General features: G+C 62.8%; 28 protein-coding genes. 25 read left to right on the plus strand and 3 right to left on the minus strand.

Annotated elements, in window-relative coordinates:
• The first annotated feature begins 38 nt into the window (after positions 1-38).
• From DIR46_RS26355 to DIR46_RS02410, 23 genes are all read left to right on the plus strand, one after another.
• Complete coding sequence (locus DIR46_RS26355) at positions 39-200, plus strand: hypothetical protein (RefSeq protein WP_162819391.1); 162 nt, start codon at positions 39-41, stop codon at positions 198-200.
• Between the two features lie 3 nt (positions 201-203).
• Positions 204-1,235 carry a hypothetical protein gene (locus DIR46_RS02305; protein ID WP_109343800.1) on the plus strand — a complete coding sequence of 344 codons (1,032 nt, stop codon included), beginning with the start codon at positions 204-206 and terminating at the stop codon, positions 1,233-1,235.
• A gap of 24 nt (positions 1,236-1,259) precedes the next feature.
• Positions 1,260-2,183 (plus strand): DUF5309 domain-containing protein, encoded by a 924-nt coding sequence (locus DIR46_RS02310; protein WP_109343801.1) that lies wholly within the window; start codon positions 1,260-1,262, stop codon positions 2,181-2,183.
• 107 nt (positions 2,184-2,290) lie between these two features.
• Entirely contained in the window at positions 2,291-2,545 is a 255-nt protein-coding gene (locus tag DIR46_RS02315) for a hypothetical protein (RefSeq protein WP_109343802.1), read from the plus strand.
• The gene (locus DIR46_RS02320) at positions 2,545-2,817 is read left to right on the plus strand and encodes a hypothetical protein (RefSeq protein WP_109343803.1); all 273 of its coding nucleotides are present in this window, start codon (positions 2,545-2,547) and stop codon (positions 2,815-2,817) included. The genes DIR46_RS02315 and DIR46_RS02320 overlap by 1 nt, the downstream gene beginning before the upstream one ends.
• The gene (locus DIR46_RS02325) at positions 2,814-3,215 is read left to right on the plus strand and encodes a hypothetical protein (RefSeq protein WP_109343804.1); all 402 of its coding nucleotides are present in this window, start codon (positions 2,814-2,816) and stop codon (positions 3,213-3,215) included. Before DIR46_RS02320 ends, DIR46_RS02325 begins: the two co-directional genes overlap by 4 nt.
• On the plus strand, positions 3,212-4,099 hold the full coding sequence (locus DIR46_RS02330; RefSeq protein ID WP_109343805.1) for a hypothetical protein: 888 nt from the start codon (positions 3,212-3,214) through the stop codon (positions 4,097-4,099). The genes DIR46_RS02325 and DIR46_RS02330 overlap by 4 nt, the downstream gene beginning before the upstream one ends.
• An 11-nt stretch (positions 4,100-4,110) precedes the next feature.
• Positions 4,111-4,500, plus strand: coding sequence for a hypothetical protein (locus tag DIR46_RS02335; RefSeq protein ID WP_109343806.1), 390 nt, complete (start codon positions 4,111-4,113; stop codon positions 4,498-4,500).
• A 1-nt stretch (position 4,501) separates the two neighbouring features.
• Entirely contained in the window at positions 4,502-5,497 is a 996-nt protein-coding gene (locus DIR46_RS02340; protein WP_109343807.1) for a hypothetical protein, read from the plus strand.
• Positions 5,494-5,778 carry a hypothetical protein gene (locus DIR46_RS02345; RefSeq protein ID WP_109343808.1) on the plus strand — a complete coding sequence of 95 codons (285 nt, stop codon included), beginning with the start codon at positions 5,494-5,496 and terminating at the stop codon, positions 5,776-5,778. The genes DIR46_RS02340 and DIR46_RS02345 overlap by 4 nt, the downstream gene beginning before the upstream one ends.
• Positions 5,778-6,389 (plus strand): phage adaptor protein, encoded by a 612-nt coding sequence (locus tag DIR46_RS02350; RefSeq protein ID WP_109343809.1) that lies wholly within the window; start codon positions 5,778-5,780, stop codon positions 6,387-6,389. Before DIR46_RS02345 ends, DIR46_RS02350 begins: the two co-directional genes overlap by 1 nt.
• Positions 6,390-6,396: 7 nt before the next feature.
• Positions 6,397-8,580, plus strand: a complete 2,184-nt coding sequence (locus DIR46_RS02355; protein ID WP_109343810.1) for a hypothetical protein — start codon at positions 6,397-6,399, stop codon at positions 8,578-8,580.
• Entirely contained in the window at positions 8,577-9,041 is a 465-nt protein-coding gene (locus DIR46_RS02360) for a hypothetical protein (protein ID WP_109343811.1), read from the plus strand. The genes DIR46_RS02355 and DIR46_RS02360 overlap by 4 nt, the downstream gene beginning before the upstream one ends.
• Entirely contained in the window at positions 9,034-10,605 is a 1,572-nt protein-coding gene (locus DIR46_RS02365; RefSeq protein WP_109343812.1) for a hypothetical protein, read from the plus strand. The genes DIR46_RS02360 and DIR46_RS02365 overlap by 8 nt, the downstream gene beginning before the upstream one ends.
• A complete protein-coding gene (locus DIR46_RS02370; protein ID WP_162819392.1) occupies positions 10,602-10,886 on the plus strand; it encodes a hypothetical protein in 285 nt (94 codons plus the stop codon). The genes DIR46_RS02365 and DIR46_RS02370 overlap by 4 nt, the downstream gene beginning before the upstream one ends.
• A gap of 31 nt (positions 10,887-10,917) precedes the next feature.
• Complete coding sequence (locus tag DIR46_RS02375; RefSeq protein ID WP_162819393.1) at positions 10,918-12,426, plus strand: hypothetical protein; 1,509 nt, start codon at positions 10,918-10,920, stop codon at positions 12,424-12,426.
• Entirely contained in the window at positions 12,345-13,571 is a 1,227-nt protein-coding gene (locus DIR46_RS02380; protein WP_109343815.1) for a hypothetical protein, read from the plus strand. Before DIR46_RS02375 ends, DIR46_RS02380 begins: the two co-directional genes overlap by 82 nt.
• The gene (locus DIR46_RS02385) at positions 13,571-15,178 is read left to right on the plus strand and encodes a hypothetical protein (RefSeq protein WP_109343816.1); all 1,608 of its coding nucleotides are present in this window, start codon (positions 13,571-13,573) and stop codon (positions 15,176-15,178) included. The genes DIR46_RS02380 and DIR46_RS02385 overlap by 1 nt, the downstream gene beginning before the upstream one ends.
• 165 nt (positions 15,179-15,343) lie before the next feature.
• Positions 15,344-15,589: a hypothetical protein gene (locus DIR46_RS02390; protein WP_109343817.1), complete on the plus strand. Its 246-nt coding sequence runs from the start codon at positions 15,344-15,346 to the stop codon at positions 15,587-15,589.
• A gap of 2 nt (positions 15,590-15,591) precedes the next feature.
• On the plus strand, positions 15,592-16,053 hold the full coding sequence (locus DIR46_RS02395; protein ID WP_109343818.1) for a glycoside hydrolase family 73 protein: 462 nt from the start codon (positions 15,592-15,594) through the stop codon (positions 16,051-16,053).
• A 96-nt stretch (positions 16,054-16,149) separates the two neighbouring features.
• The gene (locus DIR46_RS02400; protein ID WP_109343819.1) at positions 16,150-16,548 is read left to right on the plus strand and encodes a DUF1353 domain-containing protein; all 399 of its coding nucleotides are present in this window, start codon (positions 16,150-16,152) and stop codon (positions 16,546-16,548) included.
• Positions 16,548-16,760 carry a hypothetical protein gene (locus DIR46_RS02405; RefSeq protein ID WP_109343820.1) on the plus strand — a complete coding sequence of 71 codons (213 nt, stop codon included), beginning with the start codon at positions 16,548-16,550 and terminating at the stop codon, positions 16,758-16,760. Before DIR46_RS02400 ends, DIR46_RS02405 begins: the two co-directional genes overlap by 1 nt.
• A gap of 26 nt (positions 16,761-16,786) precedes the next feature.
• Positions 16,787-17,035 carry a hypothetical protein gene (locus DIR46_RS02410; protein ID WP_162819394.1) on the plus strand — a complete coding sequence of 83 codons (249 nt, stop codon included), beginning with the start codon at positions 16,787-16,789 and terminating at the stop codon, positions 17,033-17,035.
• 625 nt (positions 17,036-17,660) lie between these two features.
• Here the strand turns inward: DIR46_RS02410 and DIR46_RS02415 are convergent.
• Positions 17,661-18,056: a hypothetical protein gene (locus DIR46_RS02415; RefSeq protein WP_109343822.1), complete on the minus strand. Its 396-nt coding sequence runs from the start codon at positions 18,054-18,056 to the stop codon at positions 17,661-17,663.
• 380 nt (positions 18,057-18,436) lie between these two features.
• Positions 18,437-19,414, minus strand: a complete 978-nt coding sequence (locus DIR46_RS02420) for an IS481 family transposase (protein WP_109343823.1) — start codon at positions 19,412-19,414, stop codon at positions 18,437-18,439.
• Positions 19,415-19,791: 377 nt separating this feature from the next.
• Here DIR46_RS02420 and DIR46_RS26360 point away from each other — a divergent pair, with 377 nt between their 5' ends.
• Together DIR46_RS26360 and DIR46_RS02425 are read left to right on the plus strand one after the other, a co-directional pair.
• Entirely contained in the window at positions 19,792-20,313 is a 522-nt protein-coding gene (locus tag DIR46_RS26360) for a hypothetical protein (protein WP_162819395.1), read from the plus strand.
• A gap of 7 nt (positions 20,314-20,320) precedes the next feature.
• Positions 20,321-20,587 (plus strand): hypothetical protein, encoded by a 267-nt coding sequence (locus DIR46_RS02425; RefSeq protein ID WP_109343824.1) that lies wholly within the window; start codon positions 20,321-20,323, stop codon positions 20,585-20,587.
• Between the two features lie 44 nt (positions 20,588-20,631).
• Here DIR46_RS02425 and DIR46_RS26365 read toward each other — a convergent pair whose 3' ends face one another.
• Positions 20,632-20,790: a hypothetical protein gene (locus DIR46_RS26365; protein ID WP_162819396.1), complete on the minus strand. Its 159-nt coding sequence runs from the start codon at positions 20,788-20,790 to the stop codon at positions 20,632-20,634.
• Positions 20,791-20,839: the final 49 nt, after the last annotated feature.

Consider the following 20,839-nt stretch of genomic DNA (forward strand, 5'->3'; position numbering starts at 1 on the left):
CTGCCCCGCCGCCCCGTCCGGTCGATTGGCTCACTGTGATGGACGCCGCCCGTAAGGATACCCGGCTGACCACGCGCATCTGGTATCCAGAAGCGCGTGGTGACCTGTTCGACCTGGGCGGCGGGATCAATGCCCAAGTCCTCATTGGCAAACCGGCCTATCAAGTCTCCAGCGGCGAAGTCGTCGCGATCGAAGGATAACGAATGCACCCGAATTACTGGAATAAGCCCCGCCTGATGGATCAGGCCACCGACGGCGCCACCGGCTCGGCTGGCGGCCCGATGGACGCCTTCGCCGCCGCCAGCGCGTTCGAATCGCGCCTGAGCGACGAGCCCGAGGCAGTCCCTGCAGCCGCCGAACCTTCGCCTGCTGAAGCCGCGCCGGCCGAGGAAACCGAAGCCGAAGCGGCAGAGCGTCTGGCGCGTGAGCAGGTCGAAGGCGACGGTAACCCTGCCGACGATGCTCCGGCCGCGCCCCAGTCGTTCACGATCAAAGTCGACGGCAAGGACGTCACCCTGACCGCCGATGAGATGGCTGAGCACGTCAAGGCAGGCATGCGTCTGCAGGACTACACGCAGAAGACGATGGCCCTGGCCGAACAGCGCAAGGAAGCTGATGCCCAGGCCGTTCAAGCCCGCGCTCAGCGAGACGAATATGCGACGAAGTTGGGCAGCTTCGCCGACCAGGCAACATACGAGCTGAATGCCCTCGCGGCGCAGCTCACTGAAGAACTGCTGCAGAACGACCCAACGGAATACCTGATGAAGCAACGCACCTTGCAAGCAAGGCACGCTGAGCTCCAGCAGGCCCAGCAGGAGCTGCAGAAGATCAACGATCAGCGTCAATCCGAGCAACTGGACGCCCAACGTCAGCACCTCGCAACGCAGCAAGAACTCCTCCTTGCCAAGCTGCCCGAGTGGCGTGATCCGGCGAAAGCGAAAGCGGAATCGACGCAGATCAAAGAGTATCTGATGAGCCAGGGTCTGACGCCGGAGGAAGCGGTATTCACCGACCACCGCGCAGTACTGATGGCCCGTAAGGCGATGCAATTCGACGCATTGATGGAACGTGCACGAGCTACCACCAAGAAAGTCGCAGCCGCGCCGCCAAAGGTCGAGCGCCCTGGTAATGCCGATTCGGCACGCCCGGGCGATGGCCGCACCACCGCAATCAAACAGCTCAAGCAGACCGGCTCCGTCAAGGACGCTGCTGCCGCCTTATCTGCTTTCCTGTAACCACCAAATTCATAGGAGGCCACAATGGCCGCACCAACCAATACCTACGTTTCGACCGCCGCAGTCGGCAACCGCGAAGACCTGACCGACATCATCGACATGATCACCCCGAGTGAGACGCCGTTCTACTCGATGATCGGCAAGTCCTCGGCCTCGGGCACGCTGCACGAATGGCAAACCCAGGCCCTGCGCGCTGCCAAGCAGAACGCGCAAGCCGAAGGCGACGATACCACCGCCACCGCAGTGACCCCACAAGTCCGCCTGGGCAACTACACCCAGATCCTGAAAGAAGCTGCGAGCGTTTCGGGCACCCAGGAAAGCGTCGACAAAGCCGGTAAGAAGTCGGAAATGGCCAAGCAGATGGCCCTGAAATCGGCCGAGATGAAGCTGGATCTGGAGTTCGCCCTGACCCGCAACAGCGTGACCGCCAACGGCCCGCGCCAAATGCGTGGCCTGGTCGGCTGGATGGTCGGCGCGAACGTGAGCTCGGGCGCCGGCTACGTTGCCCCGAACTACGTAACCAATGTGGCGCAGACTGACGGTACCGCCCGCGCGTTCACCGAGTCGCTGCTGAAGGACACGCTGCAGAAGACCTACATCGCCGGCGGGCGCCCGAACGTCATCATGATGGGCGCCACCCAGAAGCAGACCTTCTCGACCTTCACCGGCAACGCGACCCGCCAGAAGGACGCCGACAACAAGCTGAACGCTTCGATCGATGTCTATGTGTCGGACTTCGGCACCCTGAAGGCGGTCGTGAACATCCAGCAGCGCGCTCGCGACGTGTTCGTCCTGCAGTCGGACAAATGGGCCTTCGCCACCCTCCGCCCATGGCAGAAATCGCCGCTGGCCAAGACCGGCGACAGCGAGCGCAACCAAATCCTGCTGGAAGGCACGCTGGAAGCGATCAACCCGGCCGCCAACGGCGCCGTGCTCGACGTGCTGTAACCCACGGCGCTGGCAGTGGAATGGGCGGCCCTTCGGGGTCGCCTTTTTTTATCCTTGCTCGGAACAATCATGACCCTGAAAACCTTCGCCCCTCCGGCGCTGACACTGTGACGCTGGCGGCGACCACGACGTCGGCACGCGTGCAGATCGATCCCAACTCGAGCGTGGTGCGCGTGGTCAACGACGGCACCGCGACCGCCTTCCTGCATTTCGGCGATGTCACCGTGGCCTCGAACGCCGCGAAGATGCCGATCAAGGCCGGCGCCACCGAGACGTTCACCACCGGCACCGCGTCGCATGTGGCCGCAGTCACCGCCAGCGGCACCACCAATCTGTACTTCACCAATGGCGAGGGTCTGTAATGGGACTGCTCGACCGCTTCAAGAAGTCGACCGTGGATCAGACGATCTCCGCCAGCCCTGACCCTCGCGGAGCCCCGGGCAGCCGCGCCTACCACGAATACTTCATCAACCCCGAGCCGACCGATGGGCGCTGGCACTGGCACTGCCGCGTGTACGGCGCCGACGGCAAGCCGATCGAGACCACTGGATCGGAAGAGACCGAGCACGCTGCACGCGCTGCGGCTATCGCCTGGGCGGAAGCAACGAAAGCCAGCCTGCGAGGTGCCGCATGACGATCGGCTTCAACACTGCACTGCGTAACACGCGCGCCAACGCAATCAAGACTGACATCGATAAGGGCGGCGCTGCCGGAACCCTGCGCGTCTATGACGGCACCCGGCCAGCCACTGGCGGCGCAGGAACCACGCTCCTTGCTGAACTGGTCCTGTCGTTTCCAAGCGCGCCGAATGCATCCGGCGGCGTGCTGACGTTCTCAGCGATCTCGCCGGACGCATCGGCCAATGCTACCGGAACTGCCACCTGGGGCCGCGTGGTCGACTCGACCGGTGCATTCGTCAAGGACTTCAGTGTCGGTACGTCCGGCGCCGACTTCAACCTGAACACGACCGCAATCACGGCCGGCGTCCAAGTCTCCTGCACCTCTGCTGTCATTACCGAAGGGAACCCATGAAAAAGCTCGCAATCCACGTCATCACGCTCTTGCTGGCCGTTTCCGCCGCCACTGAAGCTTCGGCGGCTGCGAACAGCATCATCGTCACGCAGCGCAACAGCACCGATACCGCCAATCAGGCGCGCACGCTGGACAATCCTGCCAGCGACGGCATCCTGATCTGGAGCCACGCTACGAAGCTGCCGGCGTACCTGACCGTCGGCGCCGGCCTGGTCGCGAGCAATGGCGTGCTCTCGGCGAACATCCCGGCCCAGGTCAACCCGGACTGGAACGCCACCAGCGGTGCCGGCCAGATCCTGAACAAGCCGCTGCTCAAGACGGTGGCGATGACCGGCGAGGCGGCCGACCTGACCGGCCTGGCGCCCGTAGCGATCACTGGCGCGTGGGCCGAGCTGGTGGGCAGGCCCACACTGTTCAGCGGCGCATATGCGGACCTGACCGGCAAACCAACGTTCGCGCCAGTGGCCAGCACCGGCGACTACAACGACCTCATCAACAAGCCTGCGCCGGTCGGCCCATACACGTTCGACTATGGCCTGCCGACCACCCGCACGGTCGCTGTGTCGACCGCATACCAGGCGATCAACGCCACCAAGGCCGCGATCGTGACGATCAGCCCATCCTGCTCGGCGTCGCTCAACCTCGCTGGCGGCAGCACGTGCTCGTTGCAGGCCCGAGTCGGCACGGCTCCGCTGACCTGCTCGAGCGGCACGATCGTGGCCACCTGGACGAACGGAAACACCGGGGCCCTCACAGTCGGCCTGGCGCTGAACCAGACCGTCGGCGCGCCCTACGGCATCAACCTGCCGATCGGCGCCAGTTTCATCCTGTGCCCAGTCTCGGGCGCGTTCACCATCACCGCCTCCGAGCAAACCGCAGGCTAAAGGAGATCAGCATGACCGCCACCAAGCGCTACTACGTGAGCAACGTGCAGCTGTATGGACCTGAAGAAGACCCGATCAATGAGCCAGTGGTCGGCGAATACACGCGCGACTTCGGAGCAGCTTACGCGGCTGACCTGAGTTGGGCGCTGGCGCTCGCAAAATCACAAGACCACTCCGGCATGCTGGCGGATCCGCGCTTGCTCGCGCTGCCTGACTTCGGCCGCGACGACCCGGTGTCGAGCATCCCATCGGCCGAGATCGTCACGTTGGCTGACGGCCTGGCCGCCCGCGGGATCAGCGCGGCATTTCTCGCTACCGCCGCAACATTCAAGGACATCGTCGAGGGAATCGGCAAGCAGGCATTCCCGACGTTCACCTACGGCGGCATGCAGATCAACTGATATGGCCCAGATATTCCGCGACGAGTTCGCCGGGCCCGATGGACAGTTGCTGGAGAACTACAACGCCGCATGGGTCCGCTCGACGCTCGCCGCGGCATCTGGCACCTCCCAGCTCTTAGGAAGTCGCGCCCGGCAATCTACAACAGCAACTTCCGTCTACTGCCGCTCCGATGTCCAAGCCGAAACCGCCGACTACGACGTCAGCGCCGGCCTGTTCTTCGCTAGCGCGGCCAATTCTCCATCTGTCGGGGTTTGCGGCCGCATGACCGGTCCTGGCGGCGCAGCCCTGACCTTTTACCAGGTCAGACTGGTCAACAACGGCTCGGGGCTGGTGCTGGCTCGGTTTGTCAACAATAACGCGATCACCTTGCTGTCGCAGTCGATGAACTTCGGTGTTGGCGCCGAGCCGAAGATCACGCTGCGTATGCGGGGTGATCAGATAAGTGCGCTGCTCGATGATGTAACGATACTAGGGCCGGTTGCGGACGCAACCATCACGGCCCGCGGCTACACAGGATTGCGTTTCGCCAGTGCTTCGACTGACCAGATCCGGGTCGACAACTTCACCGTCGACACGCCAGACCAGGGTGTATCGGGGGCGCTGTCGTCGACTACCGGTGATGTAGGTATGTCAAGCAGCGGCGCAGTGATTGTCAGTGGCGTGCTCGTGTCAGCCCTGGATAACGCTGGGATGGCTGCTGGCGGCACGGTCGGCAATTCGCCTTCCGGCGCCCTCGCCTCGCAGCTTTCGGGCGCCTCGATGTCTGGTGCTGGCGCGGTGCTGAACCGCGGCGCTTTTGCCTCAGCGCTTGCTGGTGCCGAGATGTCTGCTGCCGGCACGGTGGCTTTGAAGCCCTCGGGCGCCCTTGCATCAACCCTCGCCGGAGCATCGATGTTCGCGGCCGGTTACCTCGGTGACGAGCCGCCGGCTAATCCGGTCCGTCCTTATAGGTGGCGCGTTATGCGTCGCCATCAATCAACCCAAGGTCTGCAATGAACCTCGAAACCCGCATCTTTACCCAAGACGACAAGCTGGTAATCGGCCGTTCGCAGGACTGCACGGCGATCCTCGAAGACGCCAAGCGCCGGCACAGCGAAGGCCACCACGGTACTGCCGATGTGAAGCATGCGGCGCGCATCCCGAACGTGATCGTCGAGAAATACTGTAACGACAACGGCATCTCGTTCTATGAGTTCATGGGCAACGAGGTGCACATCAAGCGCCTCGTGCAGCACCCCGACAACAGCATGTTCCGCATCTGGAAAGGCAATTTCTAATGGCCGCTCGCGATTACACCTGGCTTCTCGATGCCGTGGTCAGCTGGTCGCACCGCAAGGACTTGACGCCGCGCATTCCCGATTTCGTGATGCTGGCCGAGGAGCGCATGAGCGCCGACCTGGAAGCCCGCGGCATCGAGTCGAGCATGAGCATCACGACCGTGGCGGGCCAGAGCATGCTGCCGCTGCCCACTGAGGTGATCGAGATCCGCTCGATCGGTGTCCCGGGTGCGAAGCCGCTGGGACACCTGACGGCCGACTCGTTCAATGCGCGCTACGACGACGCCACGACCGGCCGCCCGGCCTGCTACGCGACGATCGGCGATTTCCTGTATCTCGGCCCCTCCCCCGACGGTGTCTACCAGCTCAACCTGTCGGCGCGCATGACGCTGCCGCCGCTGGCCGATGCGGAAGACGGCAGCAACTGGCTCATCGCCCGCAACCCGTCGCTCTACCTCGCTGCGACGATGGCCGAGCTGATGATCTGGGTGCGCGACCAGGAAGGCCTGGCGACGTGGGAAGGCAAGTACCAGGCCGCGCTCGGCGCCGCCAACTCGACAAAAGGCACGGCCGGCGATCTGGTCGTGCGAAACGACACCTCTACACCATAGGCAACACATGGCCCTCGAATCCGCTACCCACATTTCCGAACTGGTGCCGACCAACCCGACGCCGGGGGATCCAAAATCCCAGGGCGACGACCACATCCGCAACGTCAAGACCTCGCTGCTGAACGACCTGGCTGGCTTCGAAGGCGCGATCATGTGCACCGGCGTCGACGGCGGCGCAGCCAATGCGTACACCGTCGCGCCGGCCCGGCCAATCATCGGCTACGGCAAGCGCATGACCGTCGTGTTCGGCGTGACCGTGGCGAACACCGGCGCGTCGACCATCAAGATCTCGGCGCTGGACGCCAAGCCACTCAAGAGCGTGAACGGCCTCGACCTGATCCAGGGCGACCTGGTGCCGGGCGTCATCTACGCCGCCTGCTATACCGGCACCGAGTTCCGCCTGCTGTCGATCACGAAGAATGCGCTCGACCAGGCTGCGTTCAGCGCTGCCCTGCCCGGCCTGGACGATCCGGCGAACAACGGCAAGTACGTGCGCGTGCTGAACGGCTCGGTCGTCTATTCGAATCCCGGCATTGCGACCGTCGCCGCCACCGCTACCGACAATGTCGCGCTCACCACGGCTTTCCAGCTGGTGCCGGTGCAAATGACCGCCCAGGGCAAGTCCGTCACGCTACCGAGCGCGACCGGCCTGACCCTGGGCGGCCCGCAGTTCATCATCGACAACAGCAAGGGCATGTACTCGACCGGGATCCGCGATAACGCTGGCACGCTGCTCCAGGCGGTGGCCGCCGGCGGCGTCGCCTTCGTCTCGCTCAAGGAGAACGCGACGGCTGCCGGCGTCTGGCTGGTCACCGGCATGGGCATGGAGCCGGGCATGATCACCGGCGACGTGCTGTTCCCGGCTGGCTTCGGTACGACGATCTTCCCGGCCTTCGTCGCCATGGACGCGAACACCAGCGTCCACTTCGCTGCGCTGTCGACCGGCTATGCCGCCTTCGTCGTGGACAACTTGGGCAAGGTGGTGAGTACGCCGGTGACGGTGGATACGACTTCCGGCCAGACGCCGCTGAACGCCTACAGGATCGACGCCACGCGCCTGATCGTGTTCACGAACGGTAAGGCGGTCGTGATCTCGCTGACCGGCGCGAGCCCGACGTATTCGCTGTCGGTCGGGGTGCTGGCGACCGTGCCGAATGCCGATACCGGCATTGGATCGCCACGCATGGCGCAGTTGTCCCCGACACTGTATGTCGTGATGAGCAATAGCACGACCGTCATGTCGGTCTCTGTGAGTGGCACAACCGTAACTCCAGGCACGCAACTCAACATGGGGGTGCCCGTATCCGGCGAGTACGCAATTTATCCGCTCACGGCTACTACAGCGGTCTTCATCTACTCAACCTCAAGCGGCGCCGGGCCAGGGGCACTTATCGTAACGGTGAACGGGGTAACCTCTACCGCTGGAACCCCCGTGGCTTTGGCCAACGCTGCCAGCCCAATCTTTACCTCGTCATGCCAGCTGTCTGCAACGAAGTTCTTGCTAACCGTCGGCAACGGCACGTCGCAGCAGGTATTCGTTATGGCTATGACGGTTGTTGGCGCCACGATCACTTCCGGGGCCGCGACTGGGCTTGGCGCTGGCAATGCGGTGATTGCGTATTCGAATATCGTCACGCGCTTCAATCCTCAGCTATTCCCACTCGGCCTAAACTCGGCGCTGCTGACATGGACGGACAGCGGCGCAACCCGGGCTGTGGTCGTGACGGAGGCTAGCAATGTTCTGACCTTCGGTACGCTGCTATCGGGCAGCTTCACGGGTGGCTTCGTCGCGGCGCAGAACACCACCGACTTTATCGCAATCACGAACTCCGGCATCACCGGCAATCAGCGATACAACATCGTCCCGCACAAGATCAGCGGCACCAGCGTGGCCCTCGGCACCGCCCAGCTGATCCCGGAGGTCTCGCCAACCGGTACGGCTGGCGTGATCGGCACCACCCCTGCCGTGCGCTTGTCGCAGGGCGACTACCTGGTCTTCGGCGCCGGCATCCAGGCCATACCGGTCTACCGGTCGAACGGTGATCTGGCGGTCAAGCGCGGCTCGATCGTGGTGCCGGAGCTAGGTGGTCCGACCATGCAGCCGATCCAGGCGGTGGCGCAGAACCGCGTCTTGGTTTTGGCCCCCTTTAACTCGCGGCTCCGGCTGCTTAACATCGAGGTAGCAGCATGACGCAACTTCTCGTCGTGGGCACCGCCATCTTGGCGGTCGGCCCGTTCACGATGACGCCGGACGAGATCCGCGCGCCTGACGTCATCTTCCCCGTGCACACGGTCGAAGGCTGGCAGATGGTAAGCACCGAGCTGCCGCCAGACTTCTCGCCGCTGGCCTACGAGTGGGTCAAGGGCGGGCTGGCAGCCAAGGAGCCGCCGGCGGCGCCGATCGAGGTGCCGGCGCGCGTGCCGATGCTCAACGCGCAGCTCGTGCTCATCGAAATGGGCTGGTGGGAGCCGCTGCAGGCCTACATCAGCGCCATGCCGGCGAAGGAACAGCTGCTGGCGCGCACCTATATGGCCCAGGCGCTGACCATGGCGCGCGACCACGAGCTGGTGCTGGCCATCCCGACCGCCCTGGGCAAGACGGAAGCCGAGGTCGACCAGCTGTTCATCATGGCGGGGGCGCTCGATGTCTAAGGTCACCATCGAAAGCGCCGGCTCGGTGGGCGTGATCAAGGACCTGACGCAGCAGAAGCTGCCGCCGGCCGCCTGGACGGACGCGCAGAACGTGCGCTTCCTGGACGGCGCGGCGCGCCAGTTCTTCGGCCACGGCCCGGCCTATGGCGCGCCAACGATCACGCCCTACCACGTGGCGCAGCTGAACATCAGCGGCAACAGCTACTGGCTCTACGCCGGCGCCGCCAAGGTCTACGCGGTGTCGGTGGTCAACGGCGCCGCGGTGCACACGAATCTGACGCGCCAGACCGCCGGCGCCGACGTCGATTACACAGGCAAGCAGAACGCCTGGACCAGCACCATGCTGTCGGGCATCCCGATTTTGAACCCCGGGAACGAGGTCGACCCTCCGCAGCGCTGGAATCTGGACATTGCCGGGCGCTTCCAGGTGCTCGACAACTGGCCGGCCAACACCTTCTGCAAGTCTCTCCGGGCGTACAAGAACTTCCTGGTCGCGCTGAATATCACGCGCGGTGGCGTCAACCTGGGCTACATGGTCAAGTGGTCGTCGCCGGCAGACCCGGGCGGCGTGCCGATCACCTGGGACCCGAGCGATCCGACGCAGGACGCTGGCGAGACCGACCTGGCCGAGGGGGGTGACCGCATCGTGGACGGCCTGCAGCTGCGCGACAGCTTCATGATCTACAAGGAGCAGTCGGTTTGGCGCATGGACTATACCGGCGGCCCGTTCGTGTTCAGCTTCCGCAAGGTTCTCGGCACCGCCGGCGCCATGAACCGCAACTGCATCGTCGAGCTCGACGGCGTGCACTTCGTGCTGGGCAGCTCCGACGTTTATGTGCATGACGGGCAGTCTGCGGTGTCGGTGCTGGACAAGGTGGCGCGCCGGGCCCTGTTCCAGGACATGGACACGGCCTACACCGACCGCGCGTTCGTGTTCAAGAACCCGTTTATGAATGAGGTCTTCGTCTGCTACGTGAGCGTGGGCGGCACGGTGCCGAACAAGGCGCTGGTCTGGAACTACGTCGACAAGACGGTCAGCTATCGCGACATCCCGAATCTGAACCATGCCGCCTTCGGCCCGGTGAATAGCACGCTGAGCGACAGCTGGGCATCGGACGGCGATCCGTGGGAATCCGATATCTCGTCCTGGAATGGCCCGGGCTTCGTCCCGAACCAGGCGCGCGTGCTGATGGCGTCCAACGACGCACAGCTGCTGCTGCTCGACGCCTCGGCGACGTTCAACGGAACCCTGCCCATGGCCTACCTCGAGCGGCGCGGGCTGTCGTTCGGCGACGCCACCACCACGAAGCGCATCACCGGCGTGCGCCTGCGCGTGACCGGCAACGTGGGCGAGACCGTGATTGTGAGGGTGGGCGGCCACCAGACCGACCCGTTCGCAGATCCGGAGTGGGAAGCCGAGATGGAGCACGTCATCGGCGAGACGATCGCCTGCGACTGCTTCGTGGATTCCCGCTACCCGGCGCTGCGAATCGAGTCCGGCACGGCCGCGCAATGGCTGCTGGAGAGCTACGACTACGACATTCAACCTGGGAGCCGCTGGTGAGAACACCGACCATTGCAACAATCCAGTATTCGCCAGGCCCGATGCCGAGCGACCTGCCGCCGAGTGCACAGCGATACCTGGAGGAAGAGCTCGGCAAGATCGCCGTCGCGATCCAGCGCCTGGCCGAAGGCCACATAGACGTCACATACGCGCCGCCGCCGAAGCCACGCCAAGGGGATATCCGCTACGCCGACGGCGTGCTGTGGAACCCGGGCAGCGGCCGCGGCCTGTACCTGCACAACGGCATGAACTGGAGCTGGTTCGGGGTGAGTAGCTCCTGAGCTGGTATCAACTTACACAAAGGAAAACACTATGGGCTTTTTGAAAAGCTTGGTCGGCATCGCGGCTCCAATTGTAGGGACGGCCCTCGGTGGCCCTGTAGGCGGCGCTATCGGCGGGGCGATCGGCGGCGCCGTCTCTGGTAGTGGCGCTCCGAAAAGCACCACCACGTCGCAGAACGGCACGCAGAATGGAACGCAGTCGAACACCTCAACTACGACTCTTGACCCGCGTGTCGCCCAACTCTTGGGCCTCAGCGGCCAAGGTGGCGTGTTGGGCGGCCTGGAATCCCTGCTCGGCAACGGCGGCTCGAGCCTGGCCGGCCAGAGCAACAGCTTCCTGAACTCGAATGCCGGCCAGATCCTGAACAATGGCCTGGCGGGCAGCAACGCCCTCATGAGCGGCCAATTCAACGCGCCGGCGATCCAGGGCGCGCAGGTTCAGGCGCCGTCGCAAAACGGCATCAACCTGTCGCCCACGTTCCAGAGCCTGCTCGGCGGCGGCGACACGTCGGCGCTGATGAAGTCGCTCCAGGCCGGGAACGCGCTCGCCGGCGCCCAGTTCCAGCAGAACCAGCAGAACCTGACCGACAACCTGCAGCGCAGCATCCTGCCCGGTATTCGTGGCGGCGCCATCGCAGCGGGCCAGTATGGCGGCTCGCGCCAGGGCATTGCCGAGGGCCTGGCCATCAGCGATCTGACGAAGCAGCTCAACAACTCGAACACGCAGTTCGGCCTGGGCGCCACGGCGGCCAACTCGTCTGCGCTGGCCAACGCGTACGAGAACGGCCAAAACCGCGCCCTGTCGGCGGCACAGGGTCTTTCCGGACAGCAGTACGGCGTCGCCTCCCAGGACGCGGCGGCGCGCCAAGCGGCCGACAACACGAACGTGCAGGCGCTGCTCGCCACGCGCGGTCAGAACAGCAACAACCTGGCTACCGGCATCGGCCTGCAGCAAGGCCTTTTGGGCGGCGCGGCAAACTACAGCAATACCGACTTGGGCCGCCTGGGCATGGGTAGCGGCATCCTGGCACCCTTCCTTGGTGCCGGCGCTACATCAACCAATAACTCGACCACGACCAACACCACTACCGGGAATGTCAGTCAGCCGCTTTATAACAGCACGGCAGGTAATGCCCTGGGTGGTGCGCTTCTCGGAAGCCAGCTTGGCGGGATGTTCGGCGGCGGCGCCGGGGGAACCACCGGAACCCTCGGTAGCCTGTTCGGCAGCGGCGGCTGGGCACCAGCGGCAGCTATTTCTAAGGAGACATCATGGCAGGACTACTCGACATCTTCGGCGGCGACCCGCAATCCCAGGGCCTGCTCGCCGCCGCGGCGCAGATTCTCCAGGCCTCGGGCCCGTCGCGCACTCCGACCAGCTTGGGCCAGATCCTGGGCAGCGGCCTCATGGCTGGCCAGCAGGCCACGCAGCAGGCGCAGCAGGCTTCCCAGCTCGAGCAGATGCGCGCGCTGCAGATCAAGAACGCCGAATCCGACCTGGCGGCGCAGGAGGCGCAGCGCGAGCGCGCGCAGAACCTGCTGAAGCTGACGTCGCAATACGGCCAGTCGCGCGGCGCCGGTCAACCGAAGTCGGCGCCGCCGGCGGACCGCTCGGCCAATGCAATGTTCCAGAGCTTGATGCCGGGCGCGGCGCCGTCGATGACCACGCCTGGCGCGCCGATGGCTGCCGCGAGCATGACCGCGCCAGGCGGCGCCGGCGGCCGCAGCGCCCTAGTGCAAGAGCGCTTGCAGTACGCACAGTTCTTGCGCGACAACGGCTATGCGGCCGAGGCGAACGCCGCCGAAAACCAGGCCCTGAAGCTGCAGCCGAAGGTCAAGGAGTGGCAGAAGGTGAACGTGGGCGACCAGACGCTGTATGCGCCCTACTTTGAAGATGGCTCGAGCGGACAGCCGGTTCCCCTCGAGGTGGCGCAGAACCTCGAGCGCGTGAACCTGGGCGGAACGACTGAACTGATCCATCCGACTACCGGCAAATCGGTCCGGTCGATGGCAAACACGGTCACGCCCGGAGATCTTCTCTCGGCCCAGGTTCAGCGCGAGAACTCGCTCCGTCAAGATACCCGCGCACGCGAGCTGAATGCACTGACCCGGGAAGGGCAGCAGACTCAGATTATCAACGATCCCTTGCGCGGACCGCTGTTGATCGATAAAGCGACCGGTGTGGCACGACCAGCCACCATGAATGGTCAGGCACTTCCCGGCGAGGCTGCCGTAAAACGCGAGGCCGCGGCGAAAAACTTGATGCCACTGATCAAGCAGGCAGGAAAGCTTATCGATGGCGCAACAGGATCGTATCTTGGCGCTGCCATCGATCAGGGCGCTCGCTACTACGGGTCGTCCACGGACGGCGCCAAGAACATCGCCCAGCTGCGAGTCCTCGAGGGCAACATCATGATGGCGCAGCCGCGCATGGAAGGTCCGCAGTCGAACCTGGACGTCGAGCTGTACCGCCAGATGGCTGCGCAAATCGGTGACCCTACTGTGCCAAACGATACCAAGAAGGCAGCGCTCAAAACGTTGGAATCGATGTACGAAAAGTATGGCAGCAAGCCACCGGCCGACATTCCGCGCGACGCGATCAACCATTTGAAGCTGAACCCGAAACTACGCGACGCCTTCGACGCCAAGTATGGCGCCGGCTCCGCCGCTTCCGTCCTGGGACGATAATGAGCAATCCATTCGATCGATACGATCCACCGGCCGCCGGCGCGAACCCCTTCGACCGGTACGACGCTCCTGCGAAGGCAGAGATGAAGCCGAAATCGGAGAAAAGCACGGCGCGCCGTTTGCTGGAAGGCGGCGCCCTCGGCATCGCCGATATTGGTAATACGCTGCTCAACGCAGGTAGTTACCTGCCGGGCAAAGTGACCAATGCGATCCGCGAAGCATTGCCAGCGGAACATCGTCATCGCATTCCCGACATCGCCCAGGCCACGCGCACGCGCAACGCCGACTTCGACGCTCTGACCGAGGAGAACAAGGACTCGACCGCGTTCAAGGCAGGGCGGCTCGGTGCCAACATCGCGGCTACGCTGCCGGTCGGCGGCACGCTGGCGGCGGGCGCGCGCGCAGCTGGAGCATCTCCGGCGCTGGTATCTGCCCTGGCATCAAGCGGTATGCAAGCGAATGGCCTCGGCGGCGCAGCCGGGCTCGGCGTACGCGCCTTGGGCGGCGGCATCAGTGGCGCGGCGTCTGCCGGATTGGTCAGCCCCGACGACGCGCTGGCGGGAGGCGCAATCGGCGCCGGCTTGCCTGTGGCTGGGAAGGCAGCGCTGGCCGTTACCCGCGGGACTGGGCGTGCGATGCGAGGCGGAGCCGTCAAACCCGAAGTGGCGAATCTGGCGCGTCGCGCCCAGGAGCTTGGGATTGACGTCCCGGTCGACCGCATCACGAACAGCAAGCCGCTGAATGCGATTGCGTCGAGCCTGAACTACGTCCCGTTCAGCGGGCGCGCGGCGACCGAAGAGGCGATGCAGAGCCAGCTGAACCGGGCGCTGAGCCGCACCTTCGGCCAGGATTCCGACAACGTCACGATGGCATTGCGGAATGCACAGCAGCAGCTCGGCGGAGAGTTCGACCGCGTGCTCAGCTCCAACAAAGTCCGCGTCGATTCGCAGTTCCTCGACGAACTGGCCGAGCACGAAGCGACTGCCTTCCGCGAGCTTGGCGCCGACGGCGCCGGCATCATCTCGCGCCAGATCGACGAGATCATGTCGAAGGGCGCATCAGGCGAACTGGACGGCCAGGCGGCCTACAACGTCAAGAAGATGCTCGACCGGATCGGCAAACGGAATTCGCCAGAGGCCCACTATGCGACAGAGCTGCGGCGCAGCCTCATGGGCGCCTTGAACCGCTCGATCGGGCCCGAGGCGGCAGAAGCCTTTGGCACGACCCGCAAGCAGTACGGGAACATGCTGGCGCTGGAGCGCCTGGCGCAGAACGGCGTAGACGGCGATATCTCAATCGGCCGCCTAGCGAACATGCGCAACATCGGCAATCAGGATCTACAAGAGCTGGCAGACATTGCGGCGCAGTTTCTCAAGTCTCGAGAGGGCAATCACGGAGCCGCGCAGCGTGCGGTAGTCGGCGGGGTCACAGCAATGGCATCGGGGCCGGTCGGGCTTGCTGCAGGCGCTGCTGCTGGGCGTGGGGTGAACTCAGTCCTGAACAGCAAGACAGCGAAGAAGTTGGTGCTCGACCCAGCTTATTCTGGACTGCCGATCGAAGTGCAGTTGATGCTGGCACGCAGCGCACCAGTGCTCGGCAGTCAGTGATCGCGACCGGTGAATCCCTGCCACAGCCCAACCAGGCAGATCACCACCAGGATGGCACCGGCCTTCAGTAGTTTGTACGTGATGTAGCCGCTCATTCCTGCCCCTAGAAGTTTCAACAATTATAGGCCACCTCCGGGTGGCCTTTCTCTTTTCTGAAAGGTCCCCGTGACCACCACCACCGACCAGCAAAACATGATCGCCCTGGCCCAGCTCCAGGTCGAAGTCGCGTACATGAAGGCCGCAATCGCGCGGCTGGACGCCTCCAACCAAGAACTCGACCAGAAGCTCGATCGCGTGCTCAACCAGCTGGCCCAGGCCCGCGGAGGCTGGCGCACGCTGATGCTGATCGGCGGCGCCGCCGGCTCGCTCGGCAGCGGGCTGACCTGGCTCATCTCCCACCTGAAGGGCTGACCATGCCACCACTCGCTTTCATCAACATGCTACTGCCGGCCGCCCAACGCGTGCACCGCGAGCACGGCATCCCGGCGTCGATTACGATCGGCCAGGCGGCGCTCGAGTCCGGCTGGGGTTCCCGCGCGCCCGGCAACAACCTGTTCGGCATCAAGGCCGACCGCGCCTGGAAGGGCAAGACCGTCGACGTCGCCACGCACGAATACGTCGCCGGCAAACGCGTAAACGTGGTCGACAAGTTCCGCGCCTACGCCAGCATCGACGACTGCATCGCCGACCGCGCGCGCTTCTTCAAGGCCAACCCGCGCTACGCCGCGTGCTTCAAGGAAGTGACCGGCGAGGCCTGGGCGCGCGCGCTGCAGAAGGCCGGCTATGCCACCGACCCGAAGTATGCCGAGAACCTGATCGCCGTCATGCGCGGCAGGAACATGTCCCAGTACGACCACCTGAAAGGAAAGCCATGAAACGCATCTTGCTGCTCGCCGCCCTGCTCGCCCTAGCCGGCTGCTCGAACCTGGCCCTGCAGTGCTCCGGCACCTATACCGGCGACGAGGTGCGCAATGGCGCCGCGGGCAAGTAAGGCCCGCTTCCTGTCGACGCTGCGCACCGATCGCGTGAGCCTGACCAGCGCCGACCGGATCCTGCTGGCGCCGCTGGCGTTCTCGTCGGCGCTGCTCGACCGCTACGTAGTCGTGCCGGAAGGCTTCGTCACCGACTTCGCCAGCGTGCCGCGTGCGCCGCTCACCTACTGGCTGTTCGGCGGCGTGGGCGACGAGGCTGCGGTCGTGCACGACTTCCTCTACGAGACCGGCGCCGTGCCGCGCGCGCTGGCCGACGAGGTCTACGGCGAGGCGCTCGAGGCGTGCGGCGTTCCGGCATGGCGCCGTGGCCCCATGGTGCTGGCGGTGCGCCTGTTCGGTGGCAGCCGGTACACCCCGCCCGCCCCGGCGGCGCCGTGATGGAGTTCGACATCTACGCGCTCACGCCGGGCGGTGGCGGCCACGTCCTGACCGTTCACCAGGAGCGCAAGGACGCCGGGCCGCGGCTGGTGGTCATCGCTGGTGGCGAGGTGTCGGCGCCCGCCGAAGCGATGATGCAGCGGATGCTGGGTGAGCCGCTCGAGGACGGGAAACTCAGCGGTGCTACACTGCCCGGATGCTCGCCAAAGTAAAACTCCTCCGCAAGCGCGGCCAGCGCATGTCCGACAACGAGATAGCCCGCGCGCCGTTCGTTGAGGGCGAGCTGGTCGTGCACGGCTTGGGTGGCATGATCGTGGCGGAGCTGCAGCGCCCAGGCAACCAAGTGGCCGATCCACTGCTGATTCTCTACGAGGCGAAGCTGACCACGATGCACGGCGCCGGCATGCTGCTCAAGGGCGAGGAACGGCCGCAGGGCGACAAGGGGCCGGCGTATGTCCAGGAGTGGTCGGTGCGGCTGGGGCCATAAGCGCGTCAACCTGGGGCCGGTCGAGCCCGAGTTTATCCACCAGCTCCGAATACGTCACTTCATTCGGGAAGCTGCTGTTGAAGCATGGCCTCATACGCCTAATGTAGTAGGCCTCGATCGCCTTCGCATGCCTTTTCGGCGCTTCGAAATAAGCATGTGAGGTCCAGCGGAGGCCGTTTTTTTGATGCTGCTGAGACCGATCCCAGAAGCACTTCGTTTGCCCCACGTACACGCACTCATTGTCGTCAAACAGGAAATAGATACCCCTGCGAATGGCATATCGCTAGACGTCCGCGCCGCTAGAATTTCCTCATTGCTGAAATGGAAGGCGCTGGCATAATGCGTCAACCATGCGGCAGGGGTCTTGTGCTGCTTATCCCACCCCTCCCAAACAAAACTCCTGTTCACCTGTGGACTTAGCTCTCGAGACGGAACTTGGAAGCGCTCACGTTCGTAAAGGTCAGCCCATTCAGCCTCGCTTATTTTATCTGGCATTTTTTTGGCAAATCCCACGGTAAGTTGTTGAATTTAATAGCTCAACGTTACCGGCTCCGGGCACCAGTGTTTATGCACCCCTCTGCAAATCCCCACCCCTTGCGATGGTTCCGCAAAAGTGCGTGCCAAGCTACTTCGCGCCGATGATCTGGACCGCCCATTCCTGCTCGAGGCCGAAGGCGCCGTCACGCTCAATGCCGCTGAATAGCATCATTTTGCCGTGCAATAGTAATTGACCTCGCATCGCGCAGCGGCGTGATGAGCGGTTTCGCTGATGAGTCGCAACCATATCGAGCACCTTCTCGCGCTCGATCGCGCCGCCCTGGATCGGCTCAAGGCCGGTGCCGTCGCAATGCGTGCACGCACTCCCGCCGACGACCTTGGTGTCGTGGCAGCACTCGCACTCGCCGCCCAGCCAATGGGAGAGACTCGCGCGGGCGATCTTCTTATAGAGACCGCAGACGGCGGCGATGTCCCATTCAGCCTTAATGTTGAACGATTTCCGCTTGAATCCCTTATGCGCCACCGCGCAGGTTCAGACGCGCAGCAGTACCGCCAGCGCGCGCGCCGCACTCTCAACGGGCTGACGCGGCATGCCAGCGATATGCGCGCGCAACAGCATTGACCCGAACAGCTCGCCCGAGCCTCCGGACAGGTCTGCCAGCGCTGCGGCACCAGCTGCCCGGTCTGGTGGTGCTGGTCGTCGTCCTCCAGGTTGGAGGTGCTCAGTGCGTTGAGGTAGCGCTCGGCAAACTTTAGATTTCTCCTTGAAATGCTTCTGACGACACCAGCACTTTTATCCCATGAAAGCCTGCCCGAGATTTTCTATTTATCAACCTTAAAGTTGCACCTAGTTATCGAAGGCATCTTGGTATAACAAGTATTCTTATGGTCAGCTTGGTGACGTTAGATGTCGAGTCCCGTCTGATCGTAGACGCGTTTGACGAATAGATCAGGTTTGCGTTTCTGCCAATTCTTGAGCGCCTGAATCGGTGTCGTTGAGCCGATAGCTCGCTGCGGGATATGGTGGTTGTAAAGCTTGAGGTAATTGTGCAATGTGGTCTCCAGATCGGCCCTGCTATCGAAGCGGGTCTGCGCGATCAGCTCACTGATCCTGCCATTGAAGCGTTCCACCATGCCGTTAGTTTGCGGGTGGCGCGGAGGCGCCAGGCGATGCTCGACTTCCATGCTGCCACATGCCTTGTCGAAGGCGTGATTGCCGCTGGGCTTCTTGTCTTTGGTGGCAAAGCGGTCGGTAAATTGCGAGCCGTTGTCGGTCAGTATCTTGGTGATCTTGATCGGCGATGCGAGCTTCAAACGGCGCAGGAAATCGACGCTACTACGTTCAGTCATATCGTTGTAAATATGCAGAAAAACCCAGCGCGTCGCGCGGTCAATGGCAACAAACAGGTAGCGGCGTGAGGTTTCGTCAGGCATCTGTGGCAGGTACTTGATATCGACGTGCAGGAAGCCTGGCTCATAGTCCTTGAAGGTCTTCTTGGCCTTGATCGTTTCGCCTTCAGCTTGAGGGATCACGTCCTCCAGTCGTGCCATGCCTTCGCGTTTGAGCAGTCGCGCAATGCCTGAACGGGAGACCTCGGGATTGATGTATTGCCGGGTGATGTAGAGCAGGTCGTCGAGCGGTAAGTAAAGCGTCTGGCGCAGGGACAGCACGACCAGTTCCTGGGCTGCGCTCAGGGTCGTATGCAGGGTGTGAGCACGATGCGAGCGGTCTTGCACGTCGTCCCGCTTGAGCCATTTGGCAGCGGTGGCCCGAGTGATATTGAACACCTTGGCCGCTTGACGGTCGGACAGGCCGGAATCCTTGATCTCCTGACGGATTTTTGGCGTGGTGCGGGCTTGCGGGTGAATGCGTGAACTCATGCTCGATATGGTGATGTTCTGCGAGGGGCTGACGAACGATGCGGGAAGCCAGCAATTATCTCATCGAGCACGGCCTTTGCACGGAACAAGGCCATGCTGCGACGGGGAACATGATCACACGAAACTAAACAGCTAGATAACTATTTCCCAACCAGCAAAAATTGTTTGTAAACACCCTGAGGTCGATCATCAACTAATTGACTCGTTTCCGCCAAGAATCTCTCTTTTGTTACACTTTGTGAACATTCGCAAGTTGTCGTTGGCGATGATTTTATTACCGTCGCTTGAGCAGTTCTGCGCGCGGACTGCTCTGCACAGGAAAAGGTAATTACATTGGCCTGCGCAACTAGTACTGCCACTATGACTTGGAAGGCCTGATGAACCTGAAACTAAAAATGCTCAGATCTTCGTTCGCTGCTGCAGCAGCCATTTTATCTTCGACTCACGTTGCCGCCGACGAGAGAATTGGGCAGATCCCGCTGGCAAAAGACATTAAGAGCGCGAAGTTGGTATTTTATCCCTTAAGCGTGAACACTTACGCTCCGGTTACTGAGGCCGACATGCTACGGAACGGATGCATCTATGATATTGACGGCAATTCGGAGAAGATTGCCGAACTGTCTGCGATTTTAAGCGGAGGGATAATTATCTCGAATGAAGGTGAAGAACAATTCCAGCTTCGCAACGTAATTTATTTTACTCTTCGCGACGGATCCAAAGTTCGAATGCTTATTAGTGATGCGCACAACTTGAAGCCCGGAGTATTTGGAATTATCGATAAGGGTACAACTTCTAAACACTCATACCTTACGTCGGATGAGAAGACTCTAAAGCTCCTGCGCACTTGGGCTAAGTCTAGAGTTCATAAAAATAACGCAAGCACATATTGTGATATGTAGGAAAATTATGCCAACCATTTACCGCGGCAGCATTACCCAAGATCAGAAAGACCTGTTTGAACTTTCGCTGAACTATCTTGATAAATCAATTAACATGAGACCTGTGAAGGATAAGCTCATGACGGAGTTTTTAATCCTTCAAGTTCACAACGGCGACACGTTCTACGACAACAATGCCGGAATTCTCTATTGGAACCCATGGAGGGCACACAAAGTCATAACCGAGGACGGCTCAATAGGTGTTACCTCCCCAGCGATGGCATTATCGACTTGACGTCCAGCCGGTCGCAGCGAGAGCAGATTCCGGGCGCACAACCACTACGCGGCCCTTGACATCGGCGGGTTACGGCGCACCAGGTTCTTGAGCACCAGTCCCTCCGGCTTGACGCCGCGACGCTCGGTCGGTGCCGCCGGCACTGGCGCGACCGGCGGGGCGACCGACACCGGCGCCGCTGGCGCGCAGGCGATCCAGTTCATCCAGCAACTCGACCACCGACGAAGACCTCAAGTGCACGGTCGGGCTGGA

The sequence above is a fragment of the Massilia oculi genome (assembly GCF_003143515.1).
In the GTDB taxonomy this organism is placed as follows: Bacteria; Pseudomonadota; Gammaproteobacteria; order Burkholderiales; family Burkholderiaceae_D; genus Telluria; species Telluria oculi.